12 protein-coding genes and 1 pseudogene are annotated in these 16,079 nt (G+C 55.8%); 4 read left to right on the forward strand and 9 right to left on the reverse strand.

Annotation, left to right across the window (positions count from 1 at the left end):
- Positions 1-28: 28 nt before the first annotated feature.
- From F2982_RS32185 to F2982_RS17760, 3 genes are all read right to left on the reverse strand, one after another.
- The gene (locus F2982_RS32185; protein ID WP_112715247.1) at positions 29-1,048 is read right to left on the reverse strand and encodes a GlxA family transcriptional regulator; all 1,020 of its coding nucleotides are present in this window, start codon (positions 1,046-1,048) and stop codon (positions 29-31) included.
- A gap of 294 nt (positions 1,049-1,342) precedes the next feature.
- The gene (locus F2982_RS17755; RefSeq protein ID WP_130278083.1) at positions 1,343-1,537 is read right to left on the reverse strand and encodes a hypothetical protein; all 195 of its coding nucleotides are present in this window, start codon (positions 1,535-1,537) and stop codon (positions 1,343-1,345) included.
- A gap of 976 nt (positions 1,538-2,513) precedes the next feature.
- Entirely contained in the window at positions 2,514-3,098 is a 585-nt protein-coding gene (locus F2982_RS17760; protein ID WP_203428606.1) for a hypothetical protein, read from the reverse strand.
- A gap of 960 nt (positions 3,099-4,058) precedes the next feature.
- Here F2982_RS17760 and F2982_RS17765 point away from each other — a divergent pair.
- From F2982_RS17765 to F2982_RS17780, 4 genes are all read left to right on the forward strand, one after another.
- On the forward strand, positions 4,059-6,356 hold the full coding sequence (locus tag F2982_RS17765; protein ID WP_203428607.1) for a DDE-type integrase/transposase/recombinase: 2,298 nt from the start codon (positions 4,059-4,061) through the stop codon (positions 6,354-6,356).
- Between the two features lie 63 nt (positions 6,357-6,419).
- Complete coding sequence (locus F2982_RS17770; protein ID WP_203428608.1) at positions 6,420-7,340, forward strand: TniB family NTP-binding protein; 921 nt, start codon at positions 6,420-6,422, stop codon at positions 7,338-7,340.
- Positions 7,333-9,228 carry a hypothetical protein gene (locus tag F2982_RS17775; RefSeq protein ID WP_203428609.1) on the forward strand — a complete coding sequence of 632 codons (1,896 nt, stop codon included), beginning with the start codon at positions 7,333-7,335 and terminating at the stop codon, positions 9,226-9,228. The genes F2982_RS17770 and F2982_RS17775 overlap by 8 nt, the downstream gene beginning before the upstream one ends.
- A gap of 165 nt (positions 9,229-9,393) precedes the next feature.
- Positions 9,394-10,221, forward strand: a complete 828-nt coding sequence (locus F2982_RS17780) for a hypothetical protein (protein WP_203428610.1) — start codon at positions 9,394-9,396, stop codon at positions 10,219-10,221.
- Positions 10,222-10,834: 613 nt separating this feature from the next.
- Here the strand turns inward: F2982_RS17780 and F2982_RS17785 are convergent.
- The 6 genes and pseudogenes from F2982_RS17785 to F2982_RS17810 form a co-directional block, all read right to left on the reverse strand.
- A complete protein-coding gene (locus F2982_RS17785) occupies positions 10,835-12,130 on the reverse strand; it encodes an adenylate/guanylate cyclase domain-containing protein (protein WP_203428611.1) in 1,296 nt (431 codons plus the stop codon).
- Positions 12,131-12,195: 65 nt separating this feature from the next.
- Positions 12,196-12,480 carry a copper-binding protein gene (locus F2982_RS17790; RefSeq protein WP_203428612.1) on the reverse strand — a complete coding sequence of 95 codons (285 nt, stop codon included), beginning with the start codon at positions 12,478-12,480 and terminating at the stop codon, positions 12,196-12,198.
- Positions 12,481-12,496: 16 nt separating this feature from the next.
- Complete coding sequence (locus tag F2982_RS17795; RefSeq protein ID WP_203428613.1) at positions 12,497-12,976, reverse strand: plastocyanin/azurin family copper-binding protein; 480 nt, start codon at positions 12,974-12,976, stop codon at positions 12,497-12,499.
- A 33-nt stretch (positions 12,977-13,009) separates the two neighbouring features.
- Positions 13,010-14,355: pseudogene (locus F2982_RS17800) on the reverse strand (copper oxidase).
- A 14-nt stretch (positions 14,356-14,369) separates the two neighbouring features.
- Positions 14,370-15,836, reverse strand: coding sequence for a TolC family protein (locus tag F2982_RS17805; protein WP_203428614.1), 1,467 nt, complete (start codon positions 15,834-15,836; stop codon positions 14,370-14,372).
- Positions 15,833-16,060 (reverse strand): hypothetical protein, encoded by a 228-nt coding sequence (locus F2982_RS17810; protein WP_203428615.1) that lies wholly within the window; start codon positions 16,058-16,060, stop codon positions 15,833-15,835. Before F2982_RS17810 ends, F2982_RS17805 begins: the two co-directional genes overlap by 4 nt.
- Positions 16,061-16,079 lie beyond the last annotated feature (19 nt).

The raw sequence follows: 16,079 nt of genomic DNA on the forward strand, positions 1-16,079 counted from the left end.
CCGCTCCGAATTTTCAATCCCGCTATGTTCAGGCTGCCAGCGCCTGGCGCGCCGTTGCCATGGTCATCTTGCGTTCGGCACGCTCCTGCTGGGGCGACCGGTTGTAGAGTTCGCGATAACACTTGGAGAAGTGCGAGGCGGAGACGAAGCCACAGGCGACGGCCACTTCGACGACAGGCATCGACGACTGCACCAGGAGATGGCGGGCGCGGTCGAGGCGGATTTCGAGATAGTAGCGGGCAGGCGAACGGCCCATTTCCTGGCGGAACAGGCGCTCGATCTGGCGGCGCGACAGGCCGGCACCATCGGCGATCTCCAGCAGCGAAAGCGGCTCGGCGAGATTGCCTTCCATTAGCTCGATGATGGAGAGAACCTTTGCGTTCTGGACGCCGAGGCGGGCGCGCAACGGCAGGCGCTGGCGGTCGTGCGGGCTGCGGACGCGGTCCGTCAGGTGCTGCTCGCAGATGCGGTTGACGAGGCTTTCGCCGAAATCCTGGCCGACGAGGTTCAGCATCATGTCGAGCGAGGCGGTGCCGCCGGCGCAGGTATAGAGATTGCTGTCCACTTCATAGAGATCGGCATAGACCTCGGCCTGCGGGAAGGCTTCGGAGAAGCCCGGCAGGTTTTCCCAGTGGATCGCGCAACGCTTGCCGTTCAAGAGCCCGGCCTGAGCAAGCAGATGCGCGCCCGTACAGAGACTGCCGACGGCGACGCCGCGGTTATAGCTTTCGCGCAGCCAGGCGTTGACGGACTTGTTGTTGAAGTCCTCGACATCGATGCCGGAACAGACGAGCACCATGCTCGGGCGGTTCTCGCCGCCGAGATGGCGGCGCTCCTCGGCGAGCGACGAATTCGCCTCAACGCCGATGCCGCAGGAAGAATAGACCTTGTTGCCGTCAACCGAGGTGAGGCGCCAGGTGTAAGCCTGATAGCCGAGCATACGGTTGGCGATGCGCAGTGTGTCGATCGCCGCCGAGAACGGCAGCATGGTGAACTGGGGAACCATAAAGAAGACGAGAGAGCGCTTCTTGGTCAGCATCTTGTTCATTGAGCAAAATCCATGCTGGAGGGCGATGCATATTGGTTGCCTGAAATGCGTCGCCTAGATGTTCCAAAAGCGACATTCGCATGGAAATATGCGGCTAGTAAGAGCAATTTTGCGACATTGTCGGAAAGGGCTTCCGTCAATTGCCCAAAGCGAGGGTCAAAAGTCGCGCGGTGAAACTGCTTTCAAATATATGCTTCTGAAATTCAAGATTAAATTTTGCCGCCCCGGAAACGATGAGGGCGGCGCTGCCAGTGGCAGGACGCCGCCCTCACGCTGGGAGGTATGTCGCATTCATTACATAACCTTGCGTTCGTCCGCGGCTTCTGCCGACGGGTAACCCACGTCCTTGCGGATGTCGAACGGCATGGATTCGATTTCACGCGCTGCCTGCCACTGCTGCCAGGAGTGCGAAACCTTCTGAAGAAGGCTGCCTACGTCGAAATGCAGGCCGGATGAGCTCTTGCTATCCCGATAGGTGATGGTGGTCATTGTCCTCGTCCTTTGTTCGTCAGGCGTGTTGCGCCTGTTCCACATATTAGATCTTGCTATCCATCAATCAAACGAATTGATTTTATGGATACCATCAGTTTTGTTGAAGCTCTTCGTCATCAGCTCACGCTCGGCTGCGGCGGCTGCGTAAGTGTTTGGGGAAAAAATATCGTACTCTGGCGGAAAAAATTTCGGTATTTTTCGGAAAAAATGTGGGGTCTAGAGTCAACTAAATTTTCCAAAGCAAGCAAAATCAATGGTTTAGTTTTTTGGCGCTTTTCGGGGTCCAGTAGGGGGAAATGCGTTAGGCGGAGAATACCGCTCGGCGCGTCTTCTCCTCCGCAAAGAGATTTTGACGCCGGTGATTGTTGTTTCGCGGACCTCCAGCGGCTGTGGTGAGATATTTAGGTCGAGCGCGAAACGACGCGGCATCTATCCACAACCCAGCGAAGACAGATGCGCGGCCCGCGTCTGTCAGCATTGCGGAGCGGCTTCCCGCGCACTAGCCGCCCAGGCACGCTCTGATTAGTGATGGCGCGACTGTTGATACGAAAGCCATCCCCGCCGCTGCAGAATTAGTTATCGTGCTCCCCGGAGAGATATGGAAACGCCCCAAGATGTCTATGAAATCCGCACGCACTGCGACATCACTTCTCTTTGGTAGGTGACATCCTTGACACTAGGTAAGGAATTCTAAATCGAATTCTTTTGAATTTCCTTCCACACCTCTCAAGCGAGCACCAAGGAATTCTTTTGTCAAAAAGGAATTCAATATCGACGACCCGATTGAAGTTCCGCCGGATATAACTCGGCTTGAGCACCAAGGAAATTCGGAAGGAAAATCATAGTCGCATTTCGCCGAAGCAATTGAAAAAAGGGCACTTTTATTCGTGTTGACGCAAAGCGTCACGAATTTCCGTCTAAGGGAGAATCTGGAGGAAAATCTTGATTTCCTTTGGGAATAATATCCGACTGTTCAGTTGTCAGAAGTTTTTTTGCGATTGGGCGCTCTAAATCGTTTTTCACGCTTATAGCCAGCCGCGATTGGCTCACCCACGAGCCAATAACCCTTGCCTTGGTACTCGAATTCGTCGGATTCCCATAAGATTTTGCCGACGCGCTGCGCGGGCTTCGCACCCTTGATCAAGATGCCGTCATCGATCAGTTGGGCTAATATCTCCGTCCGCCCAAGCGGATGTCCGGCGGCTTTAAGTATCTCTTTCGCACGCTCGCGCACGAGCGCGGTAAGGGTTGAACCTCCGCCTGGTTGCCGCGTCTTTTTGCCTGCTACCGGGCCCAGCGTCTTAGTAGTGGTCTCCATCTGCTGCAGTAGATCGCGGAGCGCCTTGGTCTTGGCATCAGACGCCTTCGCCATTTGTCGGAGGGTATCTGCTCGTGCCTCCAGCACCTCGGCTCTCGATCTAAGCGAAGAGGCCTCTGCTTCCGACGAAGCGATGTTCCGTTTGAGTTCTCCAGCCCAAGCGCAAATATCAGGATCGCCAAGAGTGTCATTCTTTTTGTGGATGTTAAGATTCTCTTCTTCCTCCTTTTCGAGAATCATATATGAGTCATTCATGTTCGTTCGCATCTTTCCAAACCTGATTTGCCTCTGATTGAATCGTACCGAGTTATGGCTTTCATGTCATTTGTAAACATTGAGCATTGGCCACAACCCTCAGGAATTTCCTTGAGATAACGATAAGGAAAGCCTCGTTCCGTGCCAACTTACCGAGAGCCATATGTGGTTGAGTGGTATGCCTTTGGCAGGGCCGAGGGCGGCGGTCCTGTACGGTGGATCGCGAATGGTCACCGTACGCATGCCGTGGGTCTATTGCCGCTCAACAAAAGCCGTCACATGGGTAGTCCATGGGAATCCAGAGCAGTGGAGTCGGTCGTGCTGCGCATGTTAGCAGTCTGCTCGCGTGTTGTAGACATTGTCGCACAGCCTCATAGCCTTTTTATCGGGCTGAGGGGTATCAAGAGGCAGTTGCGCTATACCCCCGACATCGAAGTTCGGGTCCACCCCTCATTCAGGGACGAACTCGTCAGGGGAAGACCGCTTCATGAAATTGTCGCAGCACCTTTCGCGGAACCTTCGCACTCTTTCGATCCCGTTACACTTGTTTTCGAGTTGAAGTCGGATAGCGATCAAACTGTCAACGATGATGTTGCGAAGATGAAAATGGACATAGTAAAGGCGGTCTATGGCCACGCAGGCCGCCCTTTTTTTACGCTCCATCACACTCCGCATATTGATCGGCAATTTACCGATTCACTCATATTTCTTGAAATCGCAGCAAATGACCGTGTCGGGGCCTTGGAAAGGTCGCGATGCGTTCTCGCATTCGGGGGGCGCGGTGGCTACAATTCAGTACCCTTTCTGCAGAGCTTGGAGGGCAGCCCCGGGGCGATAGATTAGTCAAAGCCCTCCATTACAAGCATGCGGTTTCAATAGACTTGAGCAGGGGCCTTTCGCCCAGTTCGCCAGTGTGGCTTCGGCTTGCGGGAGAGCAATCCGGCAATGCTTAACATCCTCCTCGACGACCGCTTCTTTGTGCGCGACATTATGGTGCCAGGCGAATTCTCCGTGGATGCGCTTAACAAGAAGGATATTTCTCTTTCGAGATATCCTGGCGGGGAGACTATACGCATCGAGTTCACAGAGTTTGCGGTCCGTCACGCGGGCGGACACATCACCAAGACCGCAAGTGCCGGACAGAAGCTTGCGACGATGAAAGTGAAGCATCTTCTTGCTCTATTCGAACCTGAAGGACGCCAAGTTACGGCGGGTCAGGCTAAGGATCATGACGAAGAGCTTGAAGCGGTTCTTTGGGCGGGAACCAAGCAATTCTATGCCAATCGGTACATCGATCACCGAGCCGAAGTGGGCTATTACACTAAGGGAGACCCTCATCTCACGGAATTTATCGCAGCCAACCATGCCGATGCGTCGAGTCGAGGGTTCGGGAAGACCATACCGTCAGCGTCAACGATCAGAAAGCTTGTCTTCGGAAGGACTTCGCACGTTTCGCTTGTCGACTGCTTCCGCAGGCAAGGTGGTGGTGTACGTGACAGAGGAATTTGGCCTAGCTGGGTTTATGAACTTGCGACGGAGGCGATAGAGCAGCGGTTCGACGGTGGGTTCGCCACACCCGGCCAGGCATACGAGTGGTTCTTCGCCGAATTCTACAAGGAACGCGACGAAGGCGTCGGGATTCCCACAGGCAAGCGGCAGAAACCGCCGGATGAAAAAACCTTCAACAACTGGCTGAAGAAACACGCAACTAAAGAGAGGCTTGCAAAGCTTCAAGGCGAACGAGAAGCCGCGCGACGGCTGCAAGGGACAATCGTGCCACAGGATGCTCGATACCCACTACACATCGTCATCATCGATCAAACATTGGGGAACATTTGGTCAGCGGTTAAACGCCAGACGACGGAGAGTGGCCAAACTCATCAGGAAGTGCCAGCCGATGGGGAAGAAGCTGAAATTCTTGATACGAAGCGCGTTGAGGTCGTTTACGCCGTTGACGCGTTCACAAGGATGACGCTTGGCATCATCTTGACCTTTGCGCCACCTAGCATTTCGACGTTCATGGCGTGCTTGAAGATGGTCATGACACCGAAGATCGGGTGGATTAAGCGGTTTCCGGACCTGGCTGATGCGACTGATGGCTATGGATGTCCCACGACTATTGTTGTCGATAACCTTCGTTCTCATGTCACTAGAAGCGTTCAGTTGGGTTTGCTGTCGATTGGGATCGGCATTGAGTACGCACCACTAGCCTCCCCCGAGTGGAAGGCAGTCGTAGAAAGAGCTATCGGTACGTGCAAACGGGTGATGGCCACATTGCCAGGCGGATTCTCAATCGATGAGGATGTGACATCTGCAGATTATCGGAAATACGCACGTTTCGATCTTGAAGAAATCAACGATCTGGTGATCCACAAGATCGTCACTGAACACCACATGCTCGTGCACGGTGGGACCGATGAGCCACCAGCCTATCGGTGGTCTAAACATCTGCCTTTGCACGGCCGTGGAATGGTAGCCGATATTCGCGTTCTCGACCTGCTACTCAGACGACGTGGCAAAGCCAAGCTCACGCCGAGCGGCGTGATGTTCAAAGGCCACCGATATCAGAATACAGCATACACGACCCAAATCTTGAATTCACGCGCATCTGAGTTGACGTTGAAAACTGGCAAGCGATCCACCTTAGAAGTCGAGGTGTTATGGAATCCCAGCGATGTCTCATCGCTTGGAGTGATCGACGCAAAATCGAACGACATACTGTTTTTCGAAAACGTTGACCCGGTGTTCGCAAACAAGGCCGTCTCGTTCGAATTCGCGACATCCGCGCGTCAGGCGAACAAGAAGATATTCGAAGAATACTATCCTCCCGCCACCAGGGCGAAGTACCTGCGCGAGTTTTTCGAAATGCTGCAAGCCCGCATCAAAAAGGAGACGCATCGCGATGCTAAGAAGACCGCGCGATTGCTCGAAGGCGGCAGAGCTGTTGTCATTTCGGCCGACGTTCAACAGTTCGACGTGGTCATCCCTGTGACCAATCTCGGCGTGTCGCAGGTTGACGTGCCGGTCCAACTTCGGCTGGAGCACATACAAGGGCCAACGGAAACGCCAAAACAGACTGGGCTTAACCGATCCATGAAGAAGACCGAAAAGTCGGCTCCTCCGTCCGAACCAGTGATCCGCGATCAACCCGACGTGCCCGCCACATATGCAATGTCGGCCGAAGCGAGTGAGGCTTTTCTGGACCAATTAGAGCGAAGTGGACGTCGCTCCCTTCGGCACTGACTACCTATTTGAGGAACAAGAGCGATGGATGGACGGCCAAACATAACAACCGAATTTCGCCTCATGCGCATCATCTATCCTGAGATGGTGGCTGCCCATTCCGCCTTTGACAACGTTCGAGAGGCGCGAAGAAGCGCACTAGAGATTGGCGGGCGGTCGAAGATCGAAGGCTCGCTGGTCAGCCTTTTTGGAAAGTCGCACGCAGGAAAGACGACAATCCTGGAGGCGTACATGGAGGCCCACTTTCCTGATGATGTCGATCCAGAAAAGCCAGATAACAAGAGACCCCAGCGTAAAATCGTTGGAATAACCTTGAACGGCGACTCTTCTTACCTGAGTTTCGTCAAGCAAATACTGCGAGCTTACAAAGACCCGTTTCCCGGTGACGGCAATGCGGACGACAAATTGGAAAGGATCATCAAGTACATCAATTACTACAAGACCGAGTTGTTGATCTTCGACGAAGCGAGCAACCTCCGTATTCGCAAAGCAACTGATCTTGACGCGACCAAGACCCACAATACGCTTCGCGGGTTTGCCAAAATGGGGTGTCCCGTGGTTGTGGCAGGTACGGAAGAGGCCGAAAGTAAGATTCTCAGCGACGGCCAGCTCGTCAGCATGAATCACGACGTGTCGATAAAGACGTTAAAGCAAGATTGCGCTGCAGATATGCACCTCTTCGGAAGTTACTGTGCCGATCTCGGCCTTGCATTGAAGGAGCATGGCCTCTTTCCCAAGCGGAGTAATTTCGTCATCGACAATACCATCGCCTGTCTCTTTATCGCCAGTGGCGGGCTTCGTGGTCGTGTATCGCGCCTCGTCGAACACGCCGCATACATTGCACGACATGAAGATGCGGAGGAGGTCCGACTCGACCATTTGGAAGCCGCGACCGACGCGTATTCGATCAAGAATAAGATCGTGACCCACAACCCCTTCCGCGAGAGCCGCAAGACTCGCAAAAAGGAGACCCGCGTTGCCTGATCTTCTAAGCACACGCCCAGGCGACCGCGAGGTCGATGACATCGTCGGAGCGCTGGATCGCCCGCCTGTAGATGGCGATGACTTTGATGTTCTGCGGGAGGAAACCTTAGATATGTTTTTTCCGGTGGCGCTTGAGCTGCAACCTGGTGAAAGCCTTCGCGACGCTGCGTATCGCGCCACAGAGGAGAACGGTTATTGGCGTACGGAGTTGGTGGTTCGTCTAGCGCGTCCCGTTTCGTTCAGGAGCTTATCCGGATTTACATCAGTTGCCCATCAGGAGGATGTCTCTCGCATCGTTGATGTCCTCGGTATTCGCCGTGATGCCGAGAACTTGTACAAGCTTTTGGAAAACCGTCAGGTCCGCTCTAGGCAGTATGTTTCGTTTTTTGGCCACCATCTACAGCGAGCCGACTTTTCACAGTTCCGCCGGGTCTCCCCCCGAGCGTTAAAGGTGGCAGAGTATCAACGGGCAATCTGGTCGGTCCGCTGGCTGCCCTGTGATCCCGCTACGATGGAGCGTCTGATAGATCGCTGTCCGGTGTGTCATGCACATCTGGCTTGGCAGACGACCAGAGGAGTATCCTTCTGCCACAGATGCAGAGGTCCAATGACCGACCTGCGTGATTTTCCGCAGCCCTTGGTCGAGCCCGATGATCCGGATGCAATGCAATTTGTCCTGGAAATTTTGGACCCACTAATATCCGATGGTTCCTTTAAGGCGCGATGGCCGACGGCCTATCTGCCGAAGACACGCGCAGAGCTTTACCAGTTCGTTGTTAAGCTAGCTATGGAATGCCAGCGCCACGAGGAGCGCCGCCGAGGCCCTGTTAAACACCTCTCTTCCAACAACATTCAGCGAGCGGGTCGTGCATTGCTCGCTTGGCCAGCAGGGTTGCTCGAACTAGCTGACGAACATGGCGCGACCCGCAACGACACACGAATGCTGAAATATCTGGAGGGGGATTCCTCGCTTAGCGTAGCGGTTAGGGCTGATATCCGGGCGCTGATGGAGGTTCAAACGCGGAAGATGGCTCTCGGCGTTTTCCAGGGGCTGGAAAAATTTCCAGGTTTTGCCGGTGCCATAGTATCTTCCGCCCCCGCGCGAAATGCGCGGACCAGCATGCTTGAGCTAGTGAACAGACCAGGCAACGTGAGGAACGGCACCGAGGTCGCTATCCGTGTTGTCCGAGACATCCGTTCGGCCCGGCTCCTTTCGACTAAGCTCGGCCTCTCGATACCCGATCTTGTGGAAGTCTACCTCTCAGGTCTCCTCGACCCGCTGCACCAACATATGTCGGCGATTGGAATTGATCAGGAGGTTCGGCAAAAGCCGGTCGACGTATTGGAATGGATCAACGCCAATGTGCCCGTCGCGCGAAAGCCAAACGGCATGAGTTTGGTTGCGGCCAAGTTCGCTCTCGATCCAACACATTCTCTTCCTTGGTCGGTGGTATTGCACGCCGCAATCGAAGGGGAGGTGCATTTGCAGCGAGGTCCCGGTTGCGATCAGGGTGTTCTGCGCGGCCTGTACGTCGACGATTTCGAAGAGCTGACAGCTCTTCTTGATGTTCCTCCACGTCCCAATCGCTTTGCCGAAGTTTTTCTAACCTCCTCGGAGTTGGCAATGACAATGGGGAAAACTCGGAGGATAGCTGCAATTTTGTCGAAGCACTTCCAATGGCAGAGCGTCGCGACGATAAGGAGGTTGGCAGATTTGCGTCGATCCTATGCATTCAGCTTCGAACTGACGGATTTGTGCGTGATCCGCAGAATCAGAACGCCAAAGGTGTTTACCCTTCTGCAGAGAGCAGAAGTGCCACATATTTTGGCGGAGAACATGGTGCTCTGGCAACGGGATGCCGCGTTATCATGCCTCGGCTTGCGCTAGGCGAGCAAAATGGCGGTCGGTCGCCCGATGCTAGGACAACAAACGACATCGACGTCGCACCAAGAGGCCAACCATACTGTCTGCGTTGAGGTAAGCACGTTTAAGGTGGAAATTCGAGTGGCGGCGCTGGTCGCCGAGCCGACACGACCTGCGCGGGGGAAATGAATGGCAGCTACGCGAACGATCCACTGGCGGACCGAATGGTCAAACGGATCACCGACACACCTTGTGACGTTTTCCGATGCCTCTGCAGAGCAGCGTCGTGAAATCGAGCTTGCCGCCGAACACGAAGGCATCGTGATCGACGGTAACCGTTGGGCGACAACTGCGAACACCAAGCTGATGGAGTTCTTTCAGGTCGCAAGAGCAAGGGGCTTTCATTTCGAATTCGACAGAGAAGAGGGTGGCCCGCTCAATCTCCAGCGGCTTAAGCTCGATCCAGACACCCGGGCAAAACTCGAAAGCTTGCCGGAATTTACCTTGTTCGAGCTAGCTGGCTCATGCCCTGTTCAGGCTCAAGGAATAATCGACGGGGAATTCTGGTATTTCCGGGCAAGGGGAGCCGAGTGGCGGCTTGAGATCGGCGGAAATGAAAGTGGCACCCGGGCTCCTGGTTGGTGGCACGGGGAGGAGTGGCCGACCGATGATGGCTTCGGTGCCGGATATATGACTGACGAAGAAGCTATTGGCTGTGTCTTGAAAGCCGTCGAGCTTTATAGAACAGAAGATCGAGGCCGCTTCGAGAAGGGCCATCCGGACTACGAGCGAACGATGATTGATGGATGGTCTTATGGCTCGCTTAGTTTACGACGCGTCGTAAAACGCCTTGGGCTGAGTGGCCCGCAAGTCTTCGAACGCGCGAAGGCTTTGGGCATTGAGGTGCCGTACACAGCTGAACTCGAAGTCGCTGCGTTGGACAAGCCTTTGCCAATCTCTCGCGCTTTCGATAGGGCATCTGGGGAGTGGATCGAAATGCAGGAGGAGGAGGACTGAGAAGGGCGCACGGCCTAACATCGGACCGGGCAATCCTGATCTGGGTTGTCCGTCACGGCAGGTTCGCGCTGGCCGTTGCCGCCCTATGGGGCATCGTTATCACGCGAGTGACTTGGCAGTTGCCTGTATAAGCATTCGTTTCAGACCGAGGGTAGTTGCCTGTTACATGACTCGCCTGCGTAGACATCTGGGCTTGAACACATCGAACGCCATCAAAATGAGGTTAGCCGCGACCAATCTGGCGTTTGCAGCAGCTTCCGAGCTGACGGGGCGTGAGTCGACGGGATCGCTCAAGAAGCGTATAATCACCTGTCTGCTCAGGCGAGGAGGGCCAAATGTGGGCGAAAGTTACCCTGCTTGCAGTTATCATCGCTCCAGCGGCAGCGAGCGCTGGAGAGCGTTCTCCATTTCACACATCTAGTTTTCCGGGAGACATCTCGGTCGCTTTGACGATCAACGAGGTGACGGCACTTCGTGAAGACGATTACGACTACGAAGTCACGATTGGGCTTTCGGAAAAGACAAAGGCGGGCGTTACGGTGTTCACCGACGGAGGAGCGCATGGAGCCAAGGTCAAGTGCACTCCCGGCCGGGTATACGTTGGAGGGGCGGATTACCTGCCGAGGCCGGTCGATGCCAAACGGGATTGGAAAGAAGATTTGCTTGAAGCGCTGTGCTCGGCCCCATCGACTTGACCGGTTGCAGACGAATTCCGGCGGATGAAGGCAATGTCGAGGGAGCCACTTCGACCCGTCAGACTGACATCTCTCTTTCTGACCCATTGTATTTTTGCCGCTTGGGCTGGCGCTCGTTTCAGCAGATTTTCAGAAACGACCAGCGGCGAACCGAGTATTTTGGCAAGCGCCTCCAAGCGCTGGGCCACATTCACCACGTCTCCGATGACCGTAAATTCATCATGGAAGCCGCTCTCCAAGACGCCGCCGACAACCACTCCGCAATGAACGCCGATCCCTGCATGGAAGGAAGGTTGTCCTCTTGCGAACGCCTCGTTGCGCCACACTTCGAGTTCCTGCGCAACGAATAGAGCGCAAGACAGTGCTCGCTCGGGATCGTCTGGCGAGGCCTTTGGTTGACCAAAAACAACCATGACTCCATCGCCGATGAACTTATCGACGGTCCCATTGAAGCTGAGGACCGCGCCAGCGATGATGCGCCGGTATTGCGCAAGCACGCTAGCCATCTCGCTGGCCGGTGCATTTTCGGCATAGGCCGTGAAGTCTCGTAGGTCGATGAACATGATGGCTGCTTCGCGCCGTTCAAGATCAAGGACAGATGTCGCATCTTGGAGGTCGCCGATTACCGTCGGAGAGAAGAAGCGTGAGAGGTTCGCGCGTCGCTCCTCAAGCCGGTAGGCATGTACACGTACGTGCCTAAAACGCCTCGCGGAAAGGGCGGCTGCACCGATGGCCAGGCAAAAGCAAAGAAGAAGCAGGAGGTCCTGCAACGGAATGATGTCGACCAACGGGCCGTGCTGACTGCCCGTGTGCCTAAAAGCCAGCACCACCAACATCGCGCTCCAGGCTAGCGCGACAGCGGCCCCGAATACCAGAACGAGTGCGGTGTCTAGGCGCATCGCGACTTGGTTCAAGAGAAGAAAGACAACGACCAGACTGGATGCTGTCAACTCGTGACGGGCTTGGGGTGAGGGAGCCAGCAGATGCTCGTAGAGTACATACCCCGCCAGCGCCGCATCCAGGATCGCAAGGCCAATCGGAGCGATCCAGCCTATTCTAGGCCTAAGCAATGCATCTCCCAAGACGCTCCAGAACAGATACGACAAGACCACGATGGCAGCGGAATCGAGGCTGCCGGTCCAGAGAGCCGACGAGACCAGGAGAGCTGAGGCTAACCGTAAAATGAGGGCGCTGAGATCAACGTTGGGTGACATGCGTATCGGCTATAAGAACTCAAACTGGGGTCCCTGGGCCCTTTACGGAGCCCAGGGATGATTGGTCACTTGATTTCAGTGACTGTCAGTTTTCCATCGACGCGCTCAGCGACGAACTCGATGTTCTGACCTTCCTTTAGCTTTTCGAGCATTGCCGCATCCTTGACACGGAAGACCATCGTCATGGCTGGCATATCGAGGTTCTTGAGGTCTTCATGCTTGATGGTGACCTTCTGCGCCTTGGCGTCAATCTTGTTGACGACGCCTTTCGTGAATTCCTGAGCCAGAGCCATCGACGTTCCTGCGAGGGCAATTGTGGCTGCCAGCGCGAGATTGATTGCGAATTTCATAACGAGTTTCCTTTCCTTACTTTGCTGCAACGGACACGTCGCCGTGCATGCCAGCTTCGTAGTGACCGGGGATGAGGCAGGCGAATTTGAATTCACCGTCGTTCGTGAACTTCCAGACGATTTCACCCGTCGCGCCTGCTGCCAGACGGATGGAATTGGGGTCGGCATGTTCCATTTCCGGGAATTTCTCCATCACAGCCTTATGCTCCATGATCTTGTCTTCCTGATCGAGCACGAACTCGTGGTCAGTGCCGCCCGCGTTCTTCAGAGCGATCTTGATGGTCTGACCCTTGCGGACCTTGATGATTGCAGGCTGGAAGATCATCTTGCCGTCGTCGGTTTCTTTCATGGTCACGCGGATGGTTTGCGTGGCCTTGGTCTTGTCGCCGGGTTCGCCGACAGCAAGCTTCTCGCCATGTCCGCCAGCATGGTTGCCGGAGGCCAGCGTTGGGCTCGCGAGAGCGGCGAGGGCGAGGGCGATTACATAATGCTTCATTGCAGGTTCCTTCTTCTTGGGGGGGAGTATGCTTCAGCCGTTCGTCGGCTTTGGCGTGATCTGTGTCTTGGCGTCTGTGGCTTTGGTGGCGTCCGGCAGTTCGCCGGTCCATTCCCAAGCCTGGGTCCCGGGCGGGTTCTCGTACCAACCCGGATCGGAGTAATCGTCCGCAGAGATACCCTCGCGAACCTTCACGACGGAGAACATTCCGCCCATCTCGATGGGGCCGTGGGGACCCCAACCGGTCATCATCGGAACGGTGTTTTCAGGGATTGGCATCTCCATCTCGCCCATGTCGGCCATACCCTTGGTGCCCATGGGCATGTACTCGGGTTGGACCTTTCGGATTTTCTCGGCGACCTTTGACTTGTCGACGCCGATGAAGGTTGGAATGTCGTGCCCCATCGCGTTCATCGTGTGGTGTGACTTATGGCAGTGGATCGCCCAGTCGCCGAGGTACTTTGCGTCGAATTCGTAAGCCCGCATTGCGCCAACCGGGATGTCGATGCTGACTTCCGGCCAGCGGGCTTCGGGGCGTACCCAGCCGCCGTCGGTGCAAGTCACTTCGAAATCATACCCGTGCATGTGGACAGGGTGGTTGGTCATGGTGAGGTTGCCGACGCGCACGCGCACGCGGTCGTTCTTCGACACGACCAAGGGGCTGATGTCCGGGAACACCCGGCTATTCCAGCACCACATGTTGAAGTCGGTCATCTCCATGATCTTGGGAACGTACGAACCCGGATCGATGTCGTAGGCGTTTAGAAGGAACACGAAATCCCGGTCCACCGGCATGAACTTCGGGTCCTTGGGATGGATCACGAAGAAGCCCATCATGCCCATCGCCATCTGGACCATCTCGTCCGAATGCGGGTGGTACATAAAGGTGCCGGACTTCACGAGGTCGAACTCGTAGACGAAAGTCTTGCCCACCGGGATGTGTGGCTGCGTCAGCCCGCCGACGCCGTCCATTCCCGAGGGCAGGATCATGCCATGCCAGTGGATCGTCGTGTGTTCAGGGAGCTTGTTGGTGACGAAAATGCGGACGCGATCACCTTCGACGGCTTCAATCGTCGGACCCGGGACTGGCCGTTGTAGCCCCAGAGGTAGGCGGTCATGCCTTCGGCCATTTCCCGTTCCACTGGCTCCGCGACGAGGTGGAATTCCTTGACGCCGTTATTCATCCGGTGGGGCAGGGTCCAGCCGTTGAGAGTGACCACCGGCTGGTAGTCGGGACCGGACGTCGGATGAAGCGGCGGCTGCATATCGGCCGACTCCATCGTCGGCGCGTCAGGCAGGCCCATCGCCGATGTCTTGGTCCAGGCACCGGCCGCCATCAGAGCTGCGCCCGCGCCAAATAGTTGTCGTCTGTTGAACATTTGGATGCCCTTTCTCAATGCCCGCCACCACCGCCGCCTTCGGACGCTGCGGCCACTTCTGTTTCGGCTGATGCCGCAGAGGAGCCGCCGCCGTAGACAGCAGGTGCGAGGTTTGCTTCGGCAAGCCAGAAGTCGCGCTTGGCGTTGACGGAAAGCAGGATGGAATTGATCTTGTCTCGGGTGTCGGTCAGGAGTTCGAACGTGTTGGTGATCATGCCGTTGTAGGTGAGGAGGGATTCCTCTTCGACCTTGGTGCGTAGGGGCACGACGTTGTTCCGATAGTGCCGAGCGATGTCGTAGTTCGACCGGTAAGCCTCATAGGCAGAGCGAGCTTCCGAGCGCACGTTGACGGCTTTTTCCGCCAATTGGTTGGCAGCACGCATGTAGCCGAGTTCAGCCTTGCGCATTCGCGCCTTGCCGGTGTCGAAAAGGGGGATGGCGAATTCTAGTTCCCCGGACGCCGTGGTTTCCCACTTTTTCTTGCCGTCTTCGACTTCACGCTCGGATTCGAAGCCTGTCAGGATTTCGAGATCGGTCACGTAACGTGTGGCTTCTGTCAGGCCGTAAGACCGCGCGGTTGCCTCAAGCTCTAGTTTCGCAACCTGGAGGTCAATACGGTTGCGAAGCGCCTCGGCCTCGATGGCATCGCGTTTGGTCACGCCCTTGGGCAGGGAAGGCAGGCTATTGGGCACCTTGTAATCAAGGTCTGATCCCCACAGTCCCATAAGACGGGTAAGTTCTTCCTTTGCCAGACGAGCTGCCAACCGTGCCTTTGCGGTTTCGCCCGCCAATTCAGCGACGAACACATGCTCACGCGCTTGTGGACCTTTCGCCATCGCACCCGTTTCGCCAAGCTTCTGTGCCAGCTCCGACGCGGCATCGGCGGCTACCTGCGCCCGCTGCAGCTGGCCGACATTCTCCCAGGCGGCGACCGCATTTATCCACGCGCGGCGAGTATCAGCGGCTGTTTGCAACGTACGGACAGCCGCGTTGAGCTGCGCTTGGCGAAATCGCGTGTCGGCAATCTCGATGTCACGTTTCTTGGTCATCAGTGCGAGAATGTTGGTTGTTATCGCGCCCTCGATGGCCCGAAAAGCTTCAAGTTCCGGTGTGCCGATACCGGAGAAGCCGACCGAGACCGTCGGGTTCAGCAGCATTGTCGCCTGCCAAGCGTCGGCTGAGCTATCCCCAAGCTCGGAATAGGCTGCCTGGAGACCCTTGTTGTTGAGAAGGGCAATCTGGACAGCTGTATCGGCATCGAGCGTCTTCTTTCGCGAAAGCAGGGTCCTGACCTGAGCAGAGGTCGCTTGCGCCTGCTGCTGGCTTTGAATCCAGACCGTTTCTTTCGCTGTGATCGCAGCAGTCTTATTGGCGACGGTGCTGAAACCGCCATCCTTCTTGGAATACTCGGGATTAGTAACGCAGCCCGCGACCGCAAGAGGGATGACCGCAACGATCAGAAGGGTTCTCAGGGAGGTCATGAAGCACCTCCTTCTTGCTTTGTCGTGCGGTTGTCCTGCCTGCGCCACGGCTTGGGATCGACAGGCTGCCGAGCGGTGTAACCTGAGATCGGCGATGCATATTGAACCGGACGAACTGAGTAGGTTTCGTCGACGTCAGACGAGGCGACGACGTCAGGAGGCAACGTGGCGGCGCAACTGCCCAGCAGAAGGGGCAGACCAACCACGAATATGGTCGTTTTCATTTTTCGGAATCCAAATAAG

Source organism: Rhizobium sp. BG4 (assembly GCF_016864575.1).
GTDB lineage: Bacteria > Pseudomonadota > Alphaproteobacteria > Rhizobiales > Rhizobiaceae > Rhizobium.

What these genes read in the sequence shown, in the direction of transcription:
- F2982_RS32185 (WP_112715247.1), bottom strand. Translation starts at nt 1,048, where the DNA reads ATGAACAAGATGCTGACCAAGAAGCGCTCTCTCGTCTTCTTTATGGTT.
- F2982_RS17755 (WP_130278083.1), bottom strand. Translation starts at nt 1,537, where the DNA reads ATGACCACCATCACCTATCGGGATAGCAAGAGCTCATCCGGCCTGCAT.
- F2982_RS17760 (WP_203428606.1), bottom strand. Translation starts at nt 3,098, where the DNA reads ATGATTCTCGAAAAGGAGGAAGAAGAGAATCTTAACATCCACAAAAAG.
- F2982_RS17765 (WP_203428607.1), top strand. Translation starts at nt 4,059, where the DNA reads ATGCTTAACATCCTCCTCGACGACCGCTTCTTTGTGCGCGACATTATG.
- F2982_RS17770 (WP_203428608.1), top strand. Translation starts at nt 6,420, where the DNA reads ATGCGCATCATCTATCCTGAGATGGTGGCTGCCCATTCCGCCTTTGAC.
- F2982_RS17780 (WP_203428610.1), top strand. Translation starts at nt 9,394, where the DNA reads ATGGCAGCTACGCGAACGATCCACTGGCGGACCGAATGGTCAAACGGA.
- F2982_RS17785 (WP_203428611.1), bottom strand. Translation starts at nt 12,130, where the DNA reads ATGTCACCCAACGTTGATCTCAGCGCCCTCATTTTACGGTTAGCCTCA.
- F2982_RS17790 (WP_203428612.1), bottom strand. Translation starts at nt 12,480, where the DNA reads ATGAAATTCGCAATCAATCTCGCGCTGGCAGCCACAATTGCCCTCGCA.
- F2982_RS17795 (WP_203428613.1), bottom strand. Translation starts at nt 12,976, where the DNA reads ATGAAGCATTATGTAATCGCCCTCGCCCTCGCCGCTCTCGCGAGCCCA.
- F2982_RS17805 (WP_203428614.1), bottom strand. Translation starts at nt 15,836, where the DNA reads ATGACCTCCCTGAGAACCCTTCTGATCGTTGCGGTCATCCCTCTTGCG.
- F2982_RS17810 (WP_203428615.1), bottom strand. Translation starts at nt 16,060, where the DNA reads ATGAAAACGACCATATTCGTGGTTGGTCTGCCCCTTCTGCTGGGCAGT.